General features: G+C 59.9%; 33 protein-coding genes and 1 pseudogene. All 34 read right to left on the bottom strand.

The genetic code is table 11. The annotated features are described in order from the left end of the window. Positions 1-13: 13 nt before the first annotated feature. Positions 14-445 carry a 30S ribosomal protein S9 gene (gene rpsI, locus NET03_RS12215; RefSeq protein WP_353655827.1) on the bottom strand — a complete coding sequence of 144 codons (432 nt, stop codon included), beginning with the start codon at positions 443-445 and terminating at the stop codon, positions 14-16. Positions 446-474: 29 nt separating this feature from the next. Then, a complete protein-coding gene (gene rplM / locus NET03_RS12210; RefSeq protein ID WP_252129206.1) occupies positions 475-942 on the bottom strand; it encodes a 50S ribosomal protein L13 in 468 nt (155 codons plus the stop codon). 3 nt (positions 943-945) lie between these two features. Continuing rightward, positions 946-1827: a tRNA pseudouridine(38-40) synthase TruA gene (gene truA / locus NET03_RS12205; RefSeq protein WP_252129205.1), complete on the bottom strand. Its 882-nt coding sequence runs from the start codon at positions 1825-1827 to the stop codon at positions 946-948. Continuing rightward, positions 1824-2177: a 50S ribosomal protein L17 gene (gene rplQ, locus NET03_RS12200; RefSeq protein WP_252129204.1), complete on the bottom strand. Its 354-nt coding sequence runs from the start codon at positions 2175-2177 to the stop codon at positions 1824-1826. Before rplQ ends, truA begins: the two co-directional genes overlap by 4 nt. Positions 2178-2179: 2 nt before the next feature. Next, positions 2180-3160 (bottom strand): DNA-directed RNA polymerase subunit alpha, encoded by a 981-nt coding sequence (locus NET03_RS12195; RefSeq protein WP_252129203.1) that lies wholly within the window; start codon positions 3158-3160, stop codon positions 2180-2182. A gap of 37 nt (positions 3161-3197) precedes the next feature. Further along, the gene (gene rpsD / locus NET03_RS12190; protein WP_252129202.1) at positions 3198-3851 is read right to left on the bottom strand and encodes a 30S ribosomal protein S4; all 654 of its coding nucleotides are present in this window, start codon (positions 3849-3851) and stop codon (positions 3198-3200) included. Positions 3852-3870: 19 nt separating this feature from the next. Further along, entirely contained in the window at positions 3871-4284 is a 414-nt protein-coding gene (gene rpsK / locus NET03_RS12185; RefSeq protein WP_252129201.1) for a 30S ribosomal protein S11, read from the bottom strand. Positions 4285-4314: 30 nt separating this feature from the next. Beyond that, positions 4315-4698: a 30S ribosomal protein S13 gene (rpsM, locus tag NET03_RS12180; protein WP_252129200.1), complete on the bottom strand. Its 384-nt coding sequence runs from the start codon at positions 4696-4698 to the stop codon at positions 4315-4317. Positions 4699-4707: 9 nt separating this feature from the next. Then, positions 4708-4821, bottom strand: coding sequence for a 50S ribosomal protein L36 (gene rpmJ / locus NET03_RS12175; protein WP_252129199.1), 114 nt, complete (start codon positions 4819-4821; stop codon positions 4708-4710). A gap of 18 nt (positions 4822-4839) precedes the next feature. Continuing rightward, positions 4840-5079 carry a translation initiation factor IF-1 gene (gene infA / locus NET03_RS12170; protein WP_252129198.1) on the bottom strand — a complete coding sequence of 80 codons (240 nt, stop codon included), beginning with the start codon at positions 5077-5079 and terminating at the stop codon, positions 4840-4842. Positions 5080-5143: 64 nt separating this feature from the next. Further along, the gene (gene map, locus NET03_RS12165) at positions 5144-5893 is read right to left on the bottom strand and encodes a type I methionyl aminopeptidase (protein WP_252129197.1); all 750 of its coding nucleotides are present in this window, start codon (positions 5891-5893) and stop codon (positions 5144-5146) included. Further along, positions 5878-6582: an adenylate kinase gene (locus NET03_RS12160; protein WP_252129196.1), complete on the bottom strand. Its 705-nt coding sequence runs from the start codon at positions 6580-6582 to the stop codon at positions 5878-5880. Before NET03_RS12160 ends, map begins: the two co-directional genes overlap by 16 nt. Positions 6583-6592: 10 nt before the next feature. Next, a complete protein-coding gene (gene secY, locus NET03_RS12155) occupies positions 6593-7891 on the bottom strand; it encodes a preprotein translocase subunit SecY (protein WP_252129195.1) in 1299 nt (432 codons plus the stop codon). Beyond that, positions 7891-8331: a 50S ribosomal protein L15 gene (gene rplO / locus NET03_RS12150; protein ID WP_252129194.1), complete on the bottom strand. Its 441-nt coding sequence runs from the start codon at positions 8329-8331 to the stop codon at positions 7891-7893. The genes secY and rplO overlap by 1 nt, the downstream gene beginning before the upstream one ends. Before the next feature lie 18 nt (positions 8332-8349). Beyond that, positions 8350-8556, bottom strand: a complete 207-nt coding sequence (gene rpmD / locus NET03_RS12145; protein ID WP_252129193.1) for a 50S ribosomal protein L30 — start codon at positions 8554-8556, stop codon at positions 8350-8352. Next, complete coding sequence (gene rpsE, locus NET03_RS12140) at positions 8546-9100, bottom strand: 30S ribosomal protein S5 (RefSeq protein WP_252129192.1); 555 nt, start codon at positions 9098-9100, stop codon at positions 8546-8548. The genes rpmD and rpsE overlap by 11 nt, the downstream gene beginning before the upstream one ends. A gap of 20 nt (positions 9101-9120) precedes the next feature. Beyond that, positions 9121-9495: a 50S ribosomal protein L18 gene (gene rplR / locus NET03_RS12135; RefSeq protein WP_252129191.1), complete on the bottom strand. Its 375-nt coding sequence runs from the start codon at positions 9493-9495 to the stop codon at positions 9121-9123. Positions 9496-9573: 78 nt separating this feature from the next. Further along, positions 9574-10125, bottom strand: coding sequence for a 50S ribosomal protein L6 (rplF, locus tag NET03_RS12130; RefSeq protein WP_252129190.1), 552 nt, complete (start codon positions 10123-10125; stop codon positions 9574-9576). 16 nt (positions 10126-10141) lie between these two features. Then, positions 10142-10540 (bottom strand): 30S ribosomal protein S8, encoded by a 399-nt coding sequence (gene rpsH / locus NET03_RS12125; protein ID WP_252129189.1) that lies wholly within the window; start codon positions 10538-10540, stop codon positions 10142-10144. 37 nt (positions 10541-10577) lie between these two features. After that, positions 10578-10763, bottom strand: a complete 186-nt coding sequence (locus tag NET03_RS12120) for a type Z 30S ribosomal protein S14 (protein ID WP_252129188.1) — start codon at positions 10761-10763, stop codon at positions 10578-10580. 19 nt (positions 10764-10782) lie between these two features. Beyond that, positions 10783-11349 carry a 50S ribosomal protein L5 gene (rplE, locus tag NET03_RS12115; RefSeq protein WP_252129187.1) on the bottom strand — a complete coding sequence of 189 codons (567 nt, stop codon included), beginning with the start codon at positions 11347-11349 and terminating at the stop codon, positions 10783-10785. A gap of 12 nt (positions 11350-11361) precedes the next feature. Then, a complete protein-coding gene (rplX, locus tag NET03_RS12110) occupies positions 11362-11706 on the bottom strand; it encodes a 50S ribosomal protein L24 (RefSeq protein ID WP_252129186.1) in 345 nt (114 codons plus the stop codon). Between the two features lie 12 nt (positions 11707-11718). After that, positions 11719-12087, bottom strand: a complete 369-nt coding sequence (rplN, locus tag NET03_RS12105) for a 50S ribosomal protein L14 (protein WP_252129185.1) — start codon at positions 12085-12087, stop codon at positions 11719-11721. Further along, the gene (rpsQ, locus tag NET03_RS12100) at positions 12084-12407 is read right to left on the bottom strand and encodes a 30S ribosomal protein S17 (protein WP_353655830.1); all 324 of its coding nucleotides are present in this window, start codon (positions 12405-12407) and stop codon (positions 12084-12086) included. The genes rplN and rpsQ overlap by 4 nt, the downstream gene beginning before the upstream one ends. 147 nt (positions 12408-12554) lie before the next feature. Further along, positions 12555-12737, bottom strand: a pseudogene (gene rpmC, locus NET03_RS13875) (50S ribosomal protein L29); the annotation flags it as partial. Next, the gene (rplP, locus tag NET03_RS12090) at positions 12734-13174 is read right to left on the bottom strand and encodes a 50S ribosomal protein L16 (protein ID WP_252129183.1); all 441 of its coding nucleotides are present in this window, start codon (positions 13172-13174) and stop codon (positions 12734-12736) included. The gene rplP and the pseudogene rpmC, both read right to left, overlap by 4 nt. 16 nt (positions 13175-13190) lie before the next feature. Next, positions 13191-13865, bottom strand: coding sequence for a 30S ribosomal protein S3 (rpsC, locus tag NET03_RS12085; protein ID WP_252129182.1), 675 nt, complete (start codon positions 13863-13865; stop codon positions 13191-13193). Continuing rightward, on the bottom strand, positions 13858-14214 hold the full coding sequence (gene rplV / locus NET03_RS12080; protein WP_252129181.1) for a 50S ribosomal protein L22: 357 nt from the start codon (positions 14212-14214) through the stop codon (positions 13858-13860). Before rplV ends, rpsC begins: the two co-directional genes overlap by 8 nt. A gap of 15 nt (positions 14215-14229) precedes the next feature. Next, positions 14230-14514: a 30S ribosomal protein S19 gene (rpsS, locus tag NET03_RS12075; protein WP_252129180.1), complete on the bottom strand. Its 285-nt coding sequence runs from the start codon at positions 14512-14514 to the stop codon at positions 14230-14232. An 18-nt stretch (positions 14515-14532) separates the two neighbouring features. Beyond that, complete coding sequence (gene rplB / locus NET03_RS12070; protein WP_252129179.1) at positions 14533-15360, bottom strand: 50S ribosomal protein L2; 828 nt, start codon at positions 15358-15360, stop codon at positions 14533-14535. 23 nt (positions 15361-15383) lie between these two features. Continuing rightward, positions 15384-15692, bottom strand: coding sequence for a 50S ribosomal protein L23 (gene rplW, locus NET03_RS12065; protein WP_252129178.1), 309 nt, complete (start codon positions 15690-15692; stop codon positions 15384-15386). Between the two features lie 4 nt (positions 15693-15696). After that, on the bottom strand, positions 15697-16335 hold the full coding sequence (gene rplD, locus NET03_RS12060) for a 50S ribosomal protein L4 (RefSeq protein WP_252129177.1): 639 nt from the start codon (positions 16333-16335) through the stop codon (positions 15697-15699). 17 nt (positions 16336-16352) lie between these two features. Then, entirely contained in the window at positions 16353-16997 is a 645-nt protein-coding gene (gene rplC / locus NET03_RS12055) for a 50S ribosomal protein L3 (protein WP_286207461.1), read from the bottom strand. 88 nt (positions 16998-17085) lie between these two features. Beyond that, entirely contained in the window at positions 17086-17403 is a 318-nt protein-coding gene (gene rpsJ, locus NET03_RS12050) for a 30S ribosomal protein S10 (RefSeq protein WP_015921949.1), read from the bottom strand. Between the last annotated feature and the right edge of the window lie 47 nt (positions 17404-17450).

Below are 17450 nucleotides of genomic sequence, written 5' to 3'. Positions count from 1 at the left end.
CGGTAAGTCATTCTCACCGCTTGGTATACTGCGGCGCCTTGCGGGCACGCTTGAGTCCCGGCTTCTTTCGTTCTTTGACACGCGGATCGCGCGTCAGCAGTCCTGCACGCTTGAGCACGGGTCGAAGATCCGGATTGTAGCGGAGTAGCGCTCGGGCGACACCGTGTCGGACTGCGCCAGCTTGCCCTGAAAGGCCGCCGCCAACGACCCGTGCACGAATGTCGAAGTGATCTTGCAAGCCAGTCAAGCGCAGCGGCTCGGTAATCATGACATGATAGAGCAAGCGATTTCCAAAGTACTGAGCCGCTGGCCGTCCGTTGATGATGATCTGGCCAGTTCCAGGATACAGTCGCACTCTGGCCACCGCGGTTTTGCGGCGCCCCAAGCCGTAGTAGTACAGCGGCTTGGTCCCGGTCGCTTGTTGGGCACGTGCGGTCTCGACCACGATGCTCACACTCCTCTCATCCCTGCCGCTTAGGCCTCAATATGCAAGAACTCCGGTTTTTGCGCCGCGTGCGGGTGATTGGGGCCAGCGTAGACCTTCAGCTTTCGGAACAGTTGCCGCCCCATTGGCCCTTTCGGGAGCATACGCCGGACCGCGAGCTCGATCGGCCGGGCCGGATGTTTGGCGATTAAGTCGCGAAAAGTGATCAGCTTGAGGCCTCCCGGATACTGGGAATGTCGCCAGTAGACCTTGTCGCGTTCCTTCGTCCCCTCCAGCCGCACCTTTTCCGCGTTGATAACGATGACGAAATCTCCGACGTCCACGTGAGGTGTGTACTGCGGCTTGTGCTTGCCACGCAGAATCGCCGCGATCTGGCTTGCCAGGCGTCCCAGCCGCTTCCCTTCTGCGTCAACGACCCACCACTTCCGCTCCACTTCGCCTGGTTTCGCCATATACGTGCGCTGGAGGTAGCGCCGCTTCTTGGCCTTGACCGTCATCGCTCACCCCTTATCTGCTCGGTTCTCTTCGCCAATGGCGCGAGTTGGCTCCGTCCGTTCTGGTTCACATGCCACTTCATCGGGATATCGTACTCGCCAAAGGACCAATCCGCAGGCAGGAGCGGGCGGCGGTGCTGCTCGCCGGTCATGAACAGCCAATAACTCGGCAATCCACTCCGGTGGCGCAGCGCCAGCGCCCACACGGACGAGTGCTGCCACCATTGTACGGACCATTTGGGGAAGAAAGCCATTCGCCCGGACGCGGTATTCGAGGACCATCGCTTGTCCCTCGTGCCGCTCGAGTGGCGGCTCCAGAACGTGCCACTCGGACAACGTGATGGTCCGGACACGTGGTTCGGTAGCCTTTGGCCCGCCCAATCCCTGTCCAGCGAACGAGCGGAAGTCGTAGCTCCCCAGGAAGTAGCGTGCGCCTTCCTGGAGTGCGACCAGATCCAGTGAACCTGGATAAACCCAGACGAAGTGCCGGAGGAAGAGCGGCGGCCGCCTTCCCAGCCAGATGCGATAACGATATTCACGGTCGACTGCCCAGCGTCGCGCATGGAACCCTGCGGGCGCCATCGATGCGCGATAGACAACCACGTCTTCAGGCAGCCAGGCTTGGAGCGCTCGCGCCAGCGTCGCCTCGTCGTGCCTCCACACGAGATCACAACTTGCGACCTGACCCACGGCATGGACACCTGCATCAGTGCGCCCGGCCAAGGTGGCTCGGACCGGCGCACCGGCCAACCGCGCCAGCGCATCCTCCAGAACGCCTTGCACGGTACGCAGTCCAGGCTGACGCTGGGAACCGCTGAAAGCCGTTCCCTCGTAACCAAAGTCGACCCGGTAGCGTCGTGCCTGCATGCCGTGGTCATCGGTCGTCACGCCACGAACTCGATCAGCGCCAGCGGGGCTCCGTCGCCGCGTCGCTGTCCAACCCGATAGATACGGGTGTATCCACCAGGTTGTCCGGCGAACCGCGGCCCGATCACTTCGAACAGTTTGGCCACCGCTCGCTGGTCACCCAACCGAGCCCACGCGAGGCGGCGATGGTAGTCCGTATCCTCACGGGCCAGCGTTACCAGCTTTTCGACGATCGGCTGGATCGCCTTAGCTTTCGCCAGCGTTGTTGTCATCCGCTCATGCAGAATGAGCGACACGGCAAGATTGCGAAACAGGTTCTTTCGCGGGTTGGTTCGTCGACCGAACTTCCGCCCTGCCTTACGATGTCGCACGCTCAGTCCTCCTCACCCTCTCCTGCACCGACCCCGACCTCGGGAACCGCGCCGGTGAAGAGCGGGCCCTCGGTGTACCCGTTTTCCTGCAACCGCTCGCGGAGCTCCTGGAGCGCACGAGGGCCGAAGTTGCGAATTCCAAGAAGTTGATCCGGCCGCATCGCTAGCACCTGGCTGACGCGCTCGATGCCGCGCGCCCGCAGCGCGTTTAGAACACGCTGCGAAAGGCCAATCTCCGACAGCAAACGAGTGTCGTCGACTTGAGCTGGCGTCCACTCTTCAACAGGCTGCTCGGTGGCTTCGCTGTCAAACTCTGCGATCCACTTCGCATGCTGGACGAGGATTCGAGCCGCCTCGACGAGTGCCTTCGCCGGGTCAACCGTGCCGTCAGTGACGATTTCCATGATGAGCCGATCGTAGTCCGTTGCACCACCGACTCGGGTGTGTTCAACGACGTAGTTCACCTTGAGAATTGGCGTGAAGATCGCATCGATCGGAATCTCGCCGATCGACCGAATCTCTTGCGCCTCTGCCGGAAGGTAGCCACGGCCTCGCCCAATCCAGAGGTCCATCTCGAGACGCGCCTGATCATTGTCGAGGGTCGCAATGACATGGTCAGGATTGACCACCTCGACCTCGGCGGGCCAGTCCACGTCTCCGGCCCGAACGACACCCTCGCCCTGGGCGAAGAGGATCGCGCGTGCCTCACGGAACTCCGTGATAGCACGCAGCCGGATCCCTTTGAGATTGAGTACGATCTCGGTAACGTCCTCTCGGACACCCTCGATCGTCGAGAATTCGTGCCACACACCAGCAATGCGGACACGTGTAATAGCTGCTCCTGGCAGGGAACGCAGCAGGATGCGACGCAGGGCGTTCCCGAGCGTCGTGCCGTATCCTGGATCGAGTGGCTCGACGACGAACCGCCCGTATGTCGGGGCAGCGTGGGTCTGGATCACTCGCGGTCGTGCAAAGTCGAGCACGAATCTCGCCTCCCCAAGTGATGAGTTTCGTGTGCGATCAGCGACGGCTGTAGTACTCAACGACGAGCTGCGTATTCACCGACGGGATATCAATCTCATCCCGAGTCGGCAAGCGCAGCACGCGCCCACTCATGGTCTCAAGATCCCGGCTCAGCCAGTCTGGCACCGCCTTATTCTTCGCCGTCTCCTCGAGCACCTTGAAGTACTCCCGGCGACGGCTCTCAGGGCGGACAGCGATGATATCACCGGGACGTACGAGGTACGACGGAATATCCGTCTTCCGCCCATTGACGAGGAAGTGTCCGTGTCGTACCAGCTGGCGAGCTTGGCGACGTGAGTCGGCAAACCCCAACCGGTAAACGACGTTGTCCAAACGCGACTCCAGGATCTGGAGCAGGTTATCTCCAGTGAGCCCGGGGCGCCGTTCCGCCTCCTCGAAGTGACGGCGGAACTGTCGCTCCAGGATCCCATAGATACGCTTCAGCTTTTGCTTCTCACGCAACTGCAGCGCGAACTCGGAAGGACGCCGAGCAGCGCGCTGTGCCGGGCCATGCTGCCCCGGCGGGTAATTCTTGTTGGGGTGACGCTTCACAATCGGGCACTTGGGCCCAAAGCAACGCTCACCCTTGAGATAGAGCTTCACGCCCTCCCGCCGGCAGAGCCGGCAGACTGGGCCGATGTATCGTCCCATTGACCCTCCTTCATCATTCCTATGTTCGTCGTCGCTTCGGCGGCCTGCATCCGTTGTGTGGAACCGGCGTGATATCGGTGATCGACATGACCTGAAGACCCGCAGCCGCGAGGGCACGAATCGCCATCTCGCGCCCGGCACCCGCACCCTTCACAAAAACGTCAACCTGCCGCATGCCGTGCTCCATGGCCTTTCGGGCAGCATTCTCGGCTGCCACCTGGGCCGCGTACGGAGTGCTCTTCCGAGTCCCTTTGAATCCGCTCGACCCAGCACTCGCCCAGCAAATCACGTTTCCGTTCGGGTCGGTCATGGTTACAATCGTATTGTTAAATGTCGCATGGACATAGGCGCGACCGCGCGGCACATTCTTGCGCTCGCGCCGTCGTGGCCGAGCCGCACCGCGCTGGGCTGCTCCGCGTCGTCGATCTGCCATCGCGCTCTCACCCTTTCTGGAAGTCTCCGACTAGGACTGCTGCTTCGTCTTCTTCTTAACACCAATCCGCGGGCGCGGCCCTTTCCGTGTCCGCGCGTTCGTCCGCGTCCGCTGACCACGCACCGGCAAGCCCATCCGATGGCGGATACCGCGGTAACACCCGATGTCAATCAGGCGCTTGATGTTCATCGCAACCTGACGTCGGAGGTCGCCCTCGACGACCATTTCTTTCTCAATAATGTCCCGAAGGCGCTGCACCTCGTCGTCCGTCAAGTCGCGCACTTTCGTCCACGGGTTAATGCCGGTGCGCTCCAGAATCTTCCGCGCCGTCGTCCAACCGATTCCGTAGATCAACGTCAGCGCATACTCAATGCGCTTGTCGCGCGGGAGATCAACTCCAGCAATGCGCGCCATTGTACCCCCTCATCCTTGGCGCTGCTTGTGCTTTGGATTCTCGCAGATCACGCGGACAACACCATGCCGCCGGATAATCCGGCACTTAGCGCAGCGCCGCTTCACCGATGCCGAAACCTTCATTGCTCCTCACCCCCTCGCTTACTCTTCCTCACGTGTCGGCCCGCGCAGCCGGTATGTGATCCGGCCGCGCGTCAGGTCGTACGGTGAGAGCTCAACCCGCACCCGGTCACCAGGCAAGATACGAATGAAATGCATCCGCAGGCGTCCTGAGACGTGGGCAAGGACTTCGTAGCCATTGTCGAGTTGCACACGAAACATCGCGTTTGGTAACGCCTCAGTGACCGTCCCTTCGACTTCAATAACGTCCTTCTTCGGCACACGACACCCCGCTCACGCGCGAACGCTCGCACGCATCACAAACATGCAGTATACCACGGTTTCCTCACAATTGCGTGAGGATCACCGGCCCAGACTCCGAGATCCATACCGTATGCTCGTAGTGTGCTGCCAGGCTCCCGTCACGCGTGACGACCGTCCAGCCATCCCGCTTGACGAGTGTCTGCCCACTTCCGGCACTGATCATCGGTTCAATCGCCAGAGTCATCCCACTCCGCAAGAGTATCCCTCGGCCTGCCTCCGCGTGATTCGGTACCGAAGGTTCCTCGTGTAACGCACGGCCGACGCCGTGTCCCGCATACTCTTCAATCACAGAAAAACCGTTACGCCGCACGATCTCCTCAATCGCCGCTCCAATATCTCCAAGGTAACGGCCAGGTCTCGCCATCGTATAACCTGCCCAAAAGGCCTCCTCCACGACCTCCACCAGACGGTGAGCGAGTTGACTGCCTCTGCCAACAACCACACTCACGGCCGCGTCAGCATACATCCCTTGCCAGCACACCCCCACATCAAGCTTCAAGAGGTCTCCAGCGCGTAGTACCCGCCGTCCCGGAATCCCGTGTAAGACTTCGTCGTTCACCGACGTGCAAATGGTCGCTGGGTATTCCCGGTATCCACGGAAGGCTGGTTCTCCTCCTTCACGTGCGATGATTTCCAGTGCGAGCCGATCCAATGTCGCCGTTGTGACACCGGCTTGAGCAGCCGTACGGAGCTCCGCAAGCACGAGCGCAACGATCCGTCCGGCTTGCCTCATGCACTCAATCTCGCGCGGAGACTTCAAGACGATCGACATCGCGAGGGATCGCCCACACGCGGCTCGAGTGCAGCAAGAATCGCCTCGGTCACCGCATCGATTGGCTGATTGCCATCGATATCCACGACGAGGCCACGGGCCCGATAGTAGTCCAGCAGTGGTGCGGTTTGCTGCTCATATGTCTCGAGTCGCCGCGCAATCGCTTCCGGCGTGTCGTCACTCCGTTGAATCAACGCACTACCACAGCGATCGCACTGACCTGCAGTCTTCGGTGGAGAAAAACGGATGTGATAGGTTGCACCACACTGCGGGCAGATCAGACGTCCACTTAATCGCTCGATCAACACGGCACGCGGAACGGCAAGGTGAACCACCGCAGCGATGCTATCTCGCCGTTCACGCAGGACCTGGTCGAGCGCTTCAGCCTGGGCGCGATTTCGCGGGTACCCATCAAGGAGCGCTCCTCTGAACGCCTCCGCACTCTCACGCTCCAGCTCATCGAGCCGCTGCAGAAGGACGCGCAACGTCAACTCGTCCGGAACGAGCGCTCCGCGATCGTAGTAACTTCGCACCTCCCGGGCAAGTTCGTCATCACGGGTCATCAGCTGGCGGAAAAGGTCGCCCGTAGCAACGTGCACAAGACGCAGCCGCGGAGCGATGCGGGCAGCCTGCGTACCTTTCCCCGATCCTTGCGGACCGATCAGCACCACGTGACACCGGTCAGCCACCAACAGCCCCCTACCGGATGAAGCCCTCGTAGTTCCGCATCAATAGCTGCGCCTCGAGCTGCCGCATGGTGTCAATGGCAACACCGACGACGATCAATAGGGAAGTCGAACTCAGGAAGAGAACCGTCACACCAGTGATCTTCGCCACAATATACGGCATGACCGCCACAACACCGAGGAAAAGGGCCCCGATCAACGTGATGCGCATCAACACTTTGGTGAGATACTCGTCTGTCGCTCGTCCCGGGCGTATTCCAGGGATAAACGCTCCCTGCCGCTGAAGCGTCTCAGCGATGTTTTGCTGCTGGAAGAGGATCATGGTATAAAAATACGTAAACGCTACGACCATTACGAAATATGCGACTTGATACGGCAGACTATTGGGGTCGAATACTCGCGCTAGCCCGTTCGCGAAATCGCGCAGCCACCCGATTTGCGAGGTCGCGAGGAAGTTGGCAATCATCCCTGGCAACAGCAACATGCTGATCGCGAAGATCAACGGGATCATGCCGGCAGAGTTCACCTTCAGCGGTATATACGTCATGCCACCGCCGTAGACACGACCACGACGCACCCGCCGCGCGTGTTGCACCGGAATACGCCGTTGTCCTTCCGTGATGAGCACGATTCCAACGATGATGAGGACACCAATCGCAAGAAAGGCCACAGTGCCGATAAGGTTTTCGGAAAGGGTGCCGCCCGTGACCAACCGGCCGATTGCACTCGGCAATTGGGCTACTATACCACCCAAGATGATGATCGAGACACCGTTACCAATACCGTTCTCTGTGATCAGCTCTCCGAGCCAGACGAGAAAGATCGTCCCGGCCGTGAGCGTGAGCAACAGCGCCAGGCTCCGCAACCACGTGCCACTGTTGAACAGGCCGAAGTCTCTGAGGACCCCCGCACTACTCATGAGGACGGCATGGCCGTAAGCCTGCAGGAACGCTAGCGGTACCGTCAACCAATGGGTGTACTGATTGATTTTGGCACGCCCCAGATTCCCTTCCTTCGAAAGCTCCGTGAGTCTCGGGATAACCGGGGTTAGCAACTGCATGACGATCGACGCTGTAATATAGGGATATACCCCCAAGGCCACGATTGAGAAGTTGGTCAAGGTGCTACCGGAAAAGAGGTTCAGTACCCCAAGAAACTGGTTCGTCTCGAGGAGTCGTTGCAGCGCCTCCTGATCAACACCAGGCACAGGGATCGTGGCCACGAAGCGAAAAATAATCAGAATGCCAAGGGTGAAGAGGAGCTTCCTCCGTAGGTCCGGCAGTTTGAACGCGCTGACGACTGCCTCGAGCATCAGCTTATGACCTCCACGGTGCCACCAGCCGCCAAAATCTTCTGACGAGCACTCTCCGAGAATGCGTGCGCCTGCACGTGCAATGGCCGTGTCACCTCACCATTACCCAAAATCTTCACCGGCGCACCGTTTTCACGCACCAGACGATACTGTCGCAGAATATCAGGGGTAATGACACCTTCTACCGGAAGATCGTTGAGCCGCCCAACGTTGACGACCTCGAAGACGATCTTAAACGGATGCTTGAAACCCCGTTTGCGACCAACGCGCATATACAAGGGGTTCTGACCACCTTCGAACCCAGGCCGAACCTTTCCGCGAGCTTTCTGCCCCTTGGTTCCCCGTCCAGCGGTCTTCCCTTTCCCCGCGGCAATCCCACGACCAACCCGGGTCTTCGGCTTTCGGGAACCTGGGGCCGGTTTCAAATCATGAAGCTTCATCGCTGTATCCTCCGAGCCTCACTCCGTGGCTGGGCGCTCGTCTAGCTCTTCAACACGGACGAGATGCTGCACTTTTGCGATCATTCCGCGAACGCTCGGTGTATCGGGATGTTCCACCGACTGACCGAGCCGACGCAGCCCCAGTGAGCGCAGCGTCTCACGCTGCTTCTCCCGGTAGCCGATCATACTCTTGACGTACGTGATACGGAGTCGCTTACTCGCCATTGCTCTCCACTCGCTTCCGCCGTCCACGCAAGAGGCGGTCGACCGGAAGGCCACGCCGCGCAGCAACGTCTTCTGGGGATTCAAGCTGACTGAGTGCCAACAGCGCGGCCTGGGTGACATTCACCGGATTATTGCTCCCGTGCGTCTTCGCAATCAGATCCTTGATGCCAGCCGCCTCCACAACCGCACGAACACCCGCACCCGCAATGACGCCGGTGCCCGGCGCTGCTGGCTTCATGAGGACACGTGTCGCTTTGAATTTCACCTCGATCTCGTGCGGGATCGTCGTGCGATCGAGTGGCACCTCAATGAGGTGCTTCTTCGCATTCTCAACTGCTTTACGAATCGAGTCGGGGACTTCGGTGGCCTTGCCAATGCCTACGCCCACATGCCCTTGACCATCGCCCACCACGACGACGCTTCGGAAGTGGAAGCGCCGACCGCCTTGGACGACTTTGGCCACCCGCGCAATCTGGATGACCCGCTCCCGGAGTTCACCCACGCGGCTCGGATCGACTCGTCGTCCTTCTTTGACCAATACCATCGTCGTCCTCGCCCCTGTCCTCAGAACTGCAAGCCCGCAGCGCGCGCTCCCTCAGCGAGCGCCTTCACCCGACCGTGGTATTTGTACCCACCACGGTCGAAGACAACCTTCGTGATTCCCTTTGAGAGCGCACGCTCTCCAATAACCTGGCCGACAACCCGTGCCTCCTCCACCTTCGGGTGCGGCTCCGGTAACCGTTCCCGCACCTCTCGCTCTAGCGTTGAGGCAGCGACCAGGGTATGACCGCGTGTATCATCAATGATCTGAGCATAAATGTGTTTGTTGCTTCGGAACACATTAAGACGTGGCCGCTCTGGGGTGCCGAAGATCTTTGCTCGCACCCGCAGGTGCCGGCGCTTTCGCGGCGATAGTTGCCGCTTGAACTGGAACCGCATCCGCTCCCTCCATCGATTCCATGACCGCTCGATCCTCGTCGGCAGACGTTTCCGAGCGGTAGCCTGCTCTGAGGTTCGTTACTTCTTGCCCTTTGTCTTACCCGTCTTGCCGGCCTTACGGCGAATCACCTCACCCGCGTACCGAATTCCCTTCCCCTGGTAGGGTTCCGGTGGGCGAACACGCCGAATCTGTGCAGCAACCTCACCGACCAGCTGCTTGTCAATCCCGACGACACTGATGCGAGTCGGCGATTCAACGATGAAGCTGATACCAGGGGGAGGATCAATTCGCACCGGGTGTGAATACCCAACGTTGAGGACGAGCGTCTTACCTTCCAGCGCTGCACGGTACCCGACCCCATGAATCTCGAGATCCTTCCGAAATCCCTCAGTAACTCCTTGGACCATATTCGCAATCAGGGTTCGGTACAGTCCATGCAGCTGCTTGAAGAAACGCTCGTCAGAAGGGCGCTGGACCTGAATGACTCCATCCACTCGTTGGACGATCATCTTCGGGTGAACTTTCAGTTCCAGCTGCCCCTTGGGGCCACTGACACGGACGAGTCCGTCCGCAATCTGGACGTCCACCCCAGCCGGAATCGGAATTGGGCGCTTGCCGATACGCGACATCTACGGCCTCCAGCACCTAGAACACGGTACAGATGACCTCACCGCCGATGCCACGACGACGCGCCTCGGCGTCGGTCATCACCCCCTGCGAGGTTGTCAGGATGGCGATGCCAAGGCCCCCTTTCACCCGCGGAATCTCGTCCTTCCCCACATAAATCCGCAGACCGGGCTTCGAGACGCGTTTGATCTCCCGGATCGCATGCCGTTTATCAGGGGTGTACTTCAAACGGATCCGCAGGATTGGTCGTGGCTCAGCCGGTTCGACAGTATAGTCAGCGATGTACCCCTCTTCTTTGAGAATGCGCGCGATTTCCACCAGCATCTTCGATGCCGGCATGGTCGCTTCTGCTTTGCGTCCCATCCCGGCATTACGGATACGCGTCAACATGTCTCCGATCGGATCGGTGATCGTCATTGCCCTCACACCCCGCTCTCCAAGCGCCGCACCACACTCACCAGCTCGCCTTCTTCACTCCCGGCAGCTTCCCTATTGAAGCCAACTGCCGGAAGCAGATCCGACACAGTCCGAACTTCCTCATGTAGGCACGCGGCCGACCACACAGTTTGCAGCGGTTCCGGTGCCGTACTGCGTATTTCGGCGGCTTGAGTGATGCGACAATCTTCGCCTTTCGCGCCATTGCTCTTCTTCGCTCCCCGTTAGTCTCGGAACGGCATACCCAGCAGCTCAAGAAGCCGCCGGGCCTCGACGTCCGTGCGGGCCGTCGTCACGATCGTCACCTCAAGACCGCGCACTTTATCGATCTTATCGTAATCAACCTCAGGGAACACGAGTTGCTCCCGCAATCCAATCGTGTAGTTTCCACGGCCGTCGAACGATTTCGTCGACACGCCACGGAAGTCACGGATTCGAGGCAAGGCAATCGAGATCAGACGGTCCAGGAAATCCCACATGCGATTGCCACGTAGCGTCACCATAACGCCAATCGGCATCCCCTTGCGCAAGCGGAATGCCGCGATCGACTTCCGTGCTCGTGTCACGACCGCCCTTTGACCACTAATCGCGGCAAGATCATTCATCGCGTGATCAATGGCCTTGGGATTCGAAACCGCTTCACCCAGGCCAATGTTCAATACAATTTTTTCCAGTCGCGGCACCGCAAAACGGTGCGGATACCCAAACTCTTCCATCAGTTTGGGTACGACTTCTTCGCGATACAACCGCTTCAAGCGCGGTTCCACGCGTTCATGTACCTCGGTCGCCATTGTTCACTCGCCTCACTTCGTACGCCGATGCGCCGTCGGCTTCTCGATCGTCTGCTGGCACTTCTTGCAATACCGAACCTTTTCACCGCTCTCTGTAAAGCGGAATCCCACCCGCGTCGGTTTCCCACAATGCGGGCAAAGAAGCATGACCTTCGAGACGTGAATTGGAGCTTCCATTTCGATGATGCCCGCTTGCCGCACGCCCGGAATCGCACGCTGATGGCGTTTTACTATGTTGACACCTTCCACGATCACGCGATCTTCGCGCGGCAAGTTTTGACGGACGCGCCCGCGCGCCCCCTTGTCCTTGCCGCGAATGACGATAACCTCGTCGCCTGTGACAATCTTCTCCGCCATATCCGGCACCCCTCACAATACTTCCGGGGCTAGCGAGACGATGCGCATGTACTGCTTGTCCCGGAGTTCCCGTGCTACTGGGCCGAAGATACGGGTGCCTCGTGGCTGGCCCTGGGGAGTTACAAGGACGGCCGCGTTATCATCAAACTTGATGTACGATCCATCCTTGCGCCGGTACTCCTTGTTCGTGCGGACGATGACCGCATAGACGACATCGCCCTTCTTCACCGAGGCATTCGGCTCGGCCTTCTTGACCGAGGCAACAATCAAATCCCCTACTGACCCGTAGCGACGCTTGGAGCCCCCGAGGACACGAATACACATGATTTCCTTCGCGCCCGTATTGTCCGCTACAACCAGTTTCGAGAGCGGTTGGATCATTGTTCGACCTCACCCTCTCGTTCGCGTGCTTCGCGTTCCTCGATTAGCTCCGCCTGTACCTCTGGCGTCGCGCGCTCGAGAATCTTGCGCACGATCCAGCGCTTCATTTTGCTCAGCGGCCGGGTTTCTTCAATGAGCACCAGATCCCCGACCCGGCAAAGGTTATGCTCGTCGTGCGCATAAAACTTGCTCGTGCGGCGAATCGTCTTCTTGTACAGTGGGTGGCGCCGCCAATAGTCAACCGCCACCACCACTGTCTTATCCATTTTATCCGAAACGACGCGCCCAATCTTCGTAAGCCGTCGTTTCGGCTTCTGGATCGATACTTGCCCCTGTGATTCCCTGCCGCGCTCCTCCACCCGTCATCACCCCTTTCGCTGTTGTAGCTCGAGCTGCTTCCGGCGCCTCCGTTCCCGCCGCGTGAGCTTCGGCGGGGGAAGCAGTCCCTGTTCGGCCAAACGTGCTCGCTCGCGCTCCGTGAGGATCGTCAAGATCCGTGCGATATCCTTCCGCGCGTTCCGGATCGCCGAGGTATCCTTGAGCTGCCCCAGTGCGGCAGCGAAGCGGAGATCACGGACCTCATTCCGGAGCTCCTCCAGCTTCTGCCGCAACTGGTCATCTGTCATCGCTCGCAGTTCAGCGGGCTTCATTCCGCTTCCTCCTCGGCCATCTCGCCTGGACGCTCGCGCTTCACAATGCGGCAGCGACACGGCAGCTTGTGGATGGCACGAGTGAGCGCCTCTACGGCGAGTTCCTCGCGTACGCCGGCCAGTTCGAAGAGAATCCGGCCCGGCTTCACCACGTCCATCCAATATTCCGGATTCCCCTTGCCGCTTCCCATGCGCGTTTCAGCCGGCTTCTTGGTGACCGGCTTGTCGGGGAAGATCCGGATCCACACTTTTCCACCACGCCGGACCGCGTTTGTAATCGCGCGACGTGCTGCCTCAATCTGCTGCGCGGTCACCCAGGCCGGCTCGAGAGCCTGGATCCCATATTCGCCAAAGGCGAGCGTGTTGCCTCGCCAGGCGATCCCTTTCGTTCGGTAGCGGTGCTGCTTGCGATGTTGCACCCGTCGTGGCATCAACATCTCTGTGCCCCTCGTCTTACTCAGCTGAGACCATCGCAGGCGCGACCTTCGGCTGCGCCTCGGGCAGGACATCTCCGTGGTAGATCCACACCTTCACGCCGATTTGCCCGTAGATCGTGGGCGCATGAACCACCGCATAGTCGATATTGGCGCGAATTGTGTTGAGCGGTACGCGCCCTATCATCTCCCATACCATGCGCTTCATTTCAGCGCCACCCAGGCGTCCTTTGACTCGGATCTTGACTCCCTTCGCCCCCGCTCGCATTGCGGCTGCTGCCGCATGCTTCATCGCTCGGCGATAAGAGACGCGCCGCGTGATCTGCTCCGCAATACTTTCAGCGACAAGGCGGGCGTCGAGCTCCGGTTTGCGGATCTCCTGGATATTCAAGTGCACCTTCTTTCCAATGCGCGCCTCCAGGAACTGGCGCAGTCGCTCGACGTTGGCGCCTTGCTTGCCAATCACCACGCCAGGCTTTGCGGTGTGGATCGTAACATCCACCCGGTTCACCGCGCGTTGGATCTCGATGCGCGCTATTCCAGCTCGCGGCAGCTCCCGGTGAATCAGTTCACGAATGTCGAGATCCTCGTGCAACTGCTCCCGGTACTGCCGATCTTTCTCGGCAAACCACTTCGATTCCCAGTCGTGAACGATCCCCAACCGAAAGCCGATCGGATTAACTTTCCTACCCACGCGGCGCTCCCTTCTCCGGCAACTCGTCAAGAATGACCGTGATGTGCGAGGTGCGGCGCCACTTGCGCCCGACCCGACCGCGCGCGTGGGGCTGCCAGCGCTTGTAGCGCGGCCCCTCGTCGACGTAGATCCGCTTGACGTAGAGCCGCTCCGGATCCAGATCATAGTTATGCTCTGCGTTTGCCGCCGCAGATCGAAGCAATTTAAGGGCAATCGGTGCAGTTTTCTGCGGCAGCACCTGCAAGATGGCCAGCGCCTCTTGGAGCGGCTTACCGCGGATCACATCGATGACCATCCGCGCCTTTTTCGGCGAGACCCGGACCTCTCGCACCTTCGCTCGGACTTCCATCGCTCGCTCCCTTCGTCAGCGTCGCCGGGTCGTCCGCTCAGCATCCTTGCCATGCCCGCGATAGGTCCGGGTCGGTGCAAACTCACCGAGTCGATGGCCGACCATCTGCTCGGTGATGTAGATCGGCACATGCCGCCGACCGTCGTGAACCGCGATGGTATGACCGACCATCTCGGGGAAAATGGTGCAATCGCGAGCCCATGTTCGGATGACCCGGCGTTCCCCCGTCCGGTTCAGTTCGTCAATCTTCTTCTTCAGTTTCGGATCAATGTACGGACCCTTTTTTGACGATCGTCCCATTCACGCACCTCCTACCGGCTAGGCCTCGTAGCGCCGCCGGATGATGAAGCGATCGGACTTCTTGTTCCGGCGCGTGCGCTTCCCGAGCGCCGGCTTACCCCACGGCGTCTTCGGTGGCATACCCCGTGGAGCCTTCCCCTCACCCCCACCGTGCGGGTGGTCACGCGGCGTCATTGCCGAACCGCGCACTGCGGGACGCCAACCCATATGCCGCTTACGCCCCGCCTTGCCGATGCTTACGTTCTGGTGATCCAGGTTCCCAACCTGCCCGATCGTCGCCATGCAGTCAGCATGCACCATCCGGATCTCACCGGATGGGAGCCGCAAGTGGACATAGTTGTCCACCTTGGCGATCACCTGTGCCACTGCACCGGCAGCCCGAACCAATTGACCGCCGCGCCCCGGGTACAGTTCCACATTATGGACTTGAGTACCCAGCGGAATCTCTCGCAACGGAAGCGCGTTCCCCACCCGGATCGGCGAGCCCGGCCCCGACTGCACCACATCACCCACTTTCAGGCCCAGTGGCGCCAAGATGTAGCGCTTTTCACCATCCACGTAGTGAAGGAGTGCAATAAACGCCGTCCGGTTGGGGTCGTACTCGATCGCTGCCACCTTCGCGGGGATTCCCCATTTGTCCCGCCGAAAGTCGATAATGCGGTAGAACCGCTTGTTCCCACCCCCACGATGTCGGGTCGTGATGACCCCACGATTGTTCCGCCCGGCGTGTTTCTTGAGCGGCTCAATGAGCGACTTCTCGGGCTCTTCCTTCGTGATCTCCTCATAGGTGAGTACCGACATATTGCGACGCCCGGGCGTCGTTGGTTTGTATACCTTGATCGGCATCGCCGCACCTCATCTCTGCCGTGTCACAGCTGGCTGAAAAGATCGATCGTGTACCCGGGCTCGAGCGTGACAATCGCCTTCTTCCATGAGCGCTCTCGCCCGACGATCGGCGCGCCACCGCGCTTCCGCACGCGTCGGCGAACCTTCCCACGGACATTCATCGTGTTCACCTTCTTCACCTTCACGTTGAATGTCCGCTCGATTGCTTCCTTGATCTGAACCTTGTTCGCCTCGGGATGAACCTCGAACATGTACTGGTTCATCTGCATAAGCCGCGTATTCTTTTCAGTTATCAGCGGGCGCCGGATGATTTCCTGATACGTGAGCTCCATACTCTCACACTCCTTCCTGCGCCCACAAGCGATGGATGACATTGATCGCTTCGGGAGTTAAGATCATCCGCTCGTACTTCAATCCATCACGGATGTTCATGTTGTGTGCAACGAGCACTTTCACGTCCTCAAGATTCCCGGCTGCCCGTCGCACGTTCTCCCGACGTTGATCGACTACGATCAACGTTGACCGGGCGTTGGCCAGTGGCAGCCGCTGTAACACGCCCTTCATCACCTTCGTCTTCGGTTCAATCTCATTCAATCCGCGCACCACGACCAGCTGATTCTCACGCTGCTTCACTGACAGTAAGGACCGGATCGCAAGTCGCCGCATCTTCTTGGGCATCTTCTGGCGATACGAACGCGGATGCGGTCCCCAGACGACGCCACCACCCTTCCAATGCGGCGCTCGGATACTCCCCTGTCGTGCGCGTCCGGTTCCCTTCTGTCGCCATGGCTTACGCCCACCACCCCGCACTTCGCCGCGCGTCTTGGTGTCGTGGGTTCCCGCACGCGCATTGGCCAACTGCCGTACCAGGGCTTGATGCATCACCGGAATATTCGGCGTGATGTTGAAGACCGAGTCAGCCAACTCGATCTGGTCGACCGCTCGCCCTTCAAGATCGTAAACCGGAACCAACATTCTTCCCTCTCCCTCCATCACGCCGTTGCCTTGGCTCGCCGTTGCTTCACGGCATGGCGAACAATGACAAGACCGTTCGGATGACCGGGCACGGCGCCCTGGACGAGCACGAGGTTGCGCTGCGGGTCGACCTGCATCACCTTCAGATTCTGTACAGTAACACGCACCGGCCCCATCCGGCCAGCCATGCGTTTGCCTTTGTGCACACGTCCAGGATCGGTAGTCGGACCGATCGAGCCAGGGGCCCGATGGCGGTCAGACTGTCCGTGCGTCTTTGGGCCCCCGGCGAAACCATGCCGCTTCACCCCGCCCTGGAAGCCTCGCCCCTTTCGCCAACCAATGACGTCCACCAGTTGTCCCGGTTGAAACATGGAACAGTCGACCACTTGGCCGACTTGAAACTGCCCGGGATCATCAACGCGAACTTCTTTCAGATAGCGGGGTGATGCTCCCGAGGCGCGCAGATGCCCTTGCATCGGCTTATTCTGACGCTTGCGGTGTCCGAAACCGAGCTGGACGGCTTCATAGCCATCTCGCTCTTTCGTCTTCACCTGGGTCACGACGCACGGGCCGACCTCCAGCACGGTGACGGGTACAGCCCGCCCCGACTCATCAAAGATCTGTGTCATGCCGAGTTTTCGGCCCAAGAGTCCCTCGATCATCGGCTCTCCTCGCTTCTCTGGTGGCCTCAGACACTCCTGCGTGTCCACGCCACACGATGAGCATGACCAGGAACGCAGTCTCCTGCGTTCACAGCTTGATTTCGATGTCTACTCCCGCTGGCAACGTCAGCCGCATCAGCGCGCGGATCGTAGACGGACTCGGTTCCAGCACGTCAATCAGCCGCTTGTGCGTGCGGATCTCAAAGTGCTCCTGCGAGTCCTTATCGATGAATGGCGAGCGAATGACCGTAAACCGCTCGATCCGCGTCGGCAGCGGGATCGGCCCAGCAACTTTCGCCCCTGTGCTTTCGGCTGTCTCGACAATCTGCCGGGCCGATTGGTCGAGAATCCGGTGGTCGTGCGACTTTAGGCGTATGCGGATTCGTTGTGTCGGCCGACGAGACATAAGCGATCACCCCTCACTTGATGATCTTGGTGACGACGCCGGCGCCG

The sequence above is a fragment of the Thermomicrobium sp. CFH 73360 genome, from assembly GCF_023806465.1.
Taxonomy (GTDB): domain Bacteria; phylum Chloroflexota; class Chloroflexia; order Thermomicrobiales; family Thermomicrobiaceae; genus Thermomicrobium.
Note: the sequence above shows the minus strand (reverse complement) of the source record. Positions and strands in the feature narration are given on the sequence as shown.

Excerpts from the sequence above, each read along its gene's own strand:
- rplR (WP_252129191.1), bottom strand. The coding sequence starts at position 9,495 with ATGCGGTTCCAGTTCAAGCGGCAACTATCGCCGCGAAAGCGCCGGCAC.
- map (WP_252129197.1), bottom strand. The coding sequence starts at position 5,893 with ATGTCGATCGTCTTGAAGTCTCCGCGCGAGATTGAGTGCATGAGGCAA.
- rpsH (WP_252129189.1), bottom strand. The coding sequence starts at position 10,540 with ATGACGATCACCGATCCGATCGGAGACATGTTGACGCGTATCCGTAAT.
- rpsM (WP_252129200.1), bottom strand. The coding sequence starts at position 4,698 with ATGGCGCGCATTGCTGGAGTTGATCTCCCGCGCGACAAGCGCATTGAG.
- rpmD (WP_252129193.1), bottom strand. The coding sequence starts at position 8,556 with ATGGCGAGTAAGCGACTCCGTATCACGTACGTCAAGAGTATGATCGGC.
- rpmJ (WP_252129199.1), bottom strand. The coding sequence starts at position 4,821 with ATGAAGGTTTCGGCATCGGTGAAGCGGCGCTGCGCTAAGTGCCGGATT.
- NET03_RS12120 (WP_252129188.1), bottom strand. The coding sequence starts at position 10,763 with ATGGCGCGAAAGGCGAAGATTGTCGCATCACTCAAGCCGCCGAAATAC.
- rpsD (WP_252129202.1), bottom strand. The coding sequence starts at position 3,851 with ATGGGACGATACATCGGCCCAGTCTGCCGGCTCTGCCGGCGGGAGGGC.
- rplP (WP_252129183.1), bottom strand. The coding sequence starts at position 13,174 with ATGTTGATGCCACGACGGGTGCAACATCGCAAGCAGCACCGCTACCGA.
- rpsK (WP_252129201.1), bottom strand. The coding sequence starts at position 4,284 with ATGGCAGATCGACGACGCGGAGCAGCCCAGCGCGGTGCGGCTCGGCCA.
- rplV (WP_252129181.1), bottom strand. The coding sequence starts at position 14,214 with ATGGAAGTCCGAGCGAAGGTGCGAGAGGTCCGGGTCTCGCCGAAAAAG.
- rplX (WP_252129186.1), bottom strand. The coding sequence starts at position 11,706 with ATGGCGGAGAAGATTGTCACAGGCGACGAGGTTATCGTCATTCGCGGC.
- rpsS (WP_252129180.1), bottom strand. The coding sequence starts at position 14,514 with ATGGGACGATCGTCAAAAAAGGGTCCGTACATTGATCCGAAACTGAAG.
- secY (WP_252129195.1), bottom strand. The coding sequence starts at position 7,891 with ATGCTCGAGGCAGTCGTCAGCGCGTTCAAACTGCCGGACCTACGGAGG.
- rplD (WP_252129177.1), bottom strand. The coding sequence starts at position 16,335 with ATGTTGGTTCCGGTTTACGATCTTGAAGGGCGAGCGGTCGACCAGATC.
- rpsE (WP_252129192.1), bottom strand. The coding sequence starts at position 9,100 with ATGGTATTGGTCAAAGAAGGACGACGAGTCGATCCGAGCCGCGTGGGT.
- rplW (WP_252129178.1), bottom strand. The coding sequence starts at position 15,692 with ATGGAGCTCACGTATCAGGAAATCATCCGGCGCCCGCTGATAACTGAA.
- rplB (WP_252129179.1), bottom strand. The coding sequence starts at position 15,360 with ATGCCGATCAAGGTATACAAACCAACGACGCCCGGGCGTCGCAATATG.
- rplE (WP_252129187.1), bottom strand. The coding sequence starts at position 11,349 with ATGGCGACCGAGGTACATGAACGCGTGGAACCGCGCTTGAAGCGGTTG.
- rplF (WP_252129190.1), bottom strand. The coding sequence starts at position 10,125 with ATGTCGCGTATCGGCAAGCGCCCAATTCCGATTCCGGCTGGGGTGGAC.
- rplN (WP_252129185.1), bottom strand. The coding sequence starts at position 12,087 with ATGATCCAACCGCTCTCGAAACTGGTTGTAGCGGACAATACGGGCGCG.
- rplM (WP_252129206.1), bottom strand. The coding sequence starts at position 942 with ATGACGGTCAAGGCCAAGAAGCGGCGCTACCTCCAGCGCACGTATATG.
- rplO (WP_252129194.1), bottom strand. The coding sequence starts at position 8,331 with ATGAAGCTTCATGATTTGAAACCGGCCCCAGGTTCCCGAAAGCCGAAG.
- rplC (WP_286207461.1), bottom strand. The coding sequence starts at position 16,997 with ATGATCGAGGGACTCTTGGGCCGAAAACTCGGCATGACACAGATCTTT.
- rpsJ (WP_015921949.1), bottom strand. The coding sequence starts at position 17,403 with ATGTCTCGTCGGCCGACACAACGAATCCGCATACGCCTAAAGTCGCAC.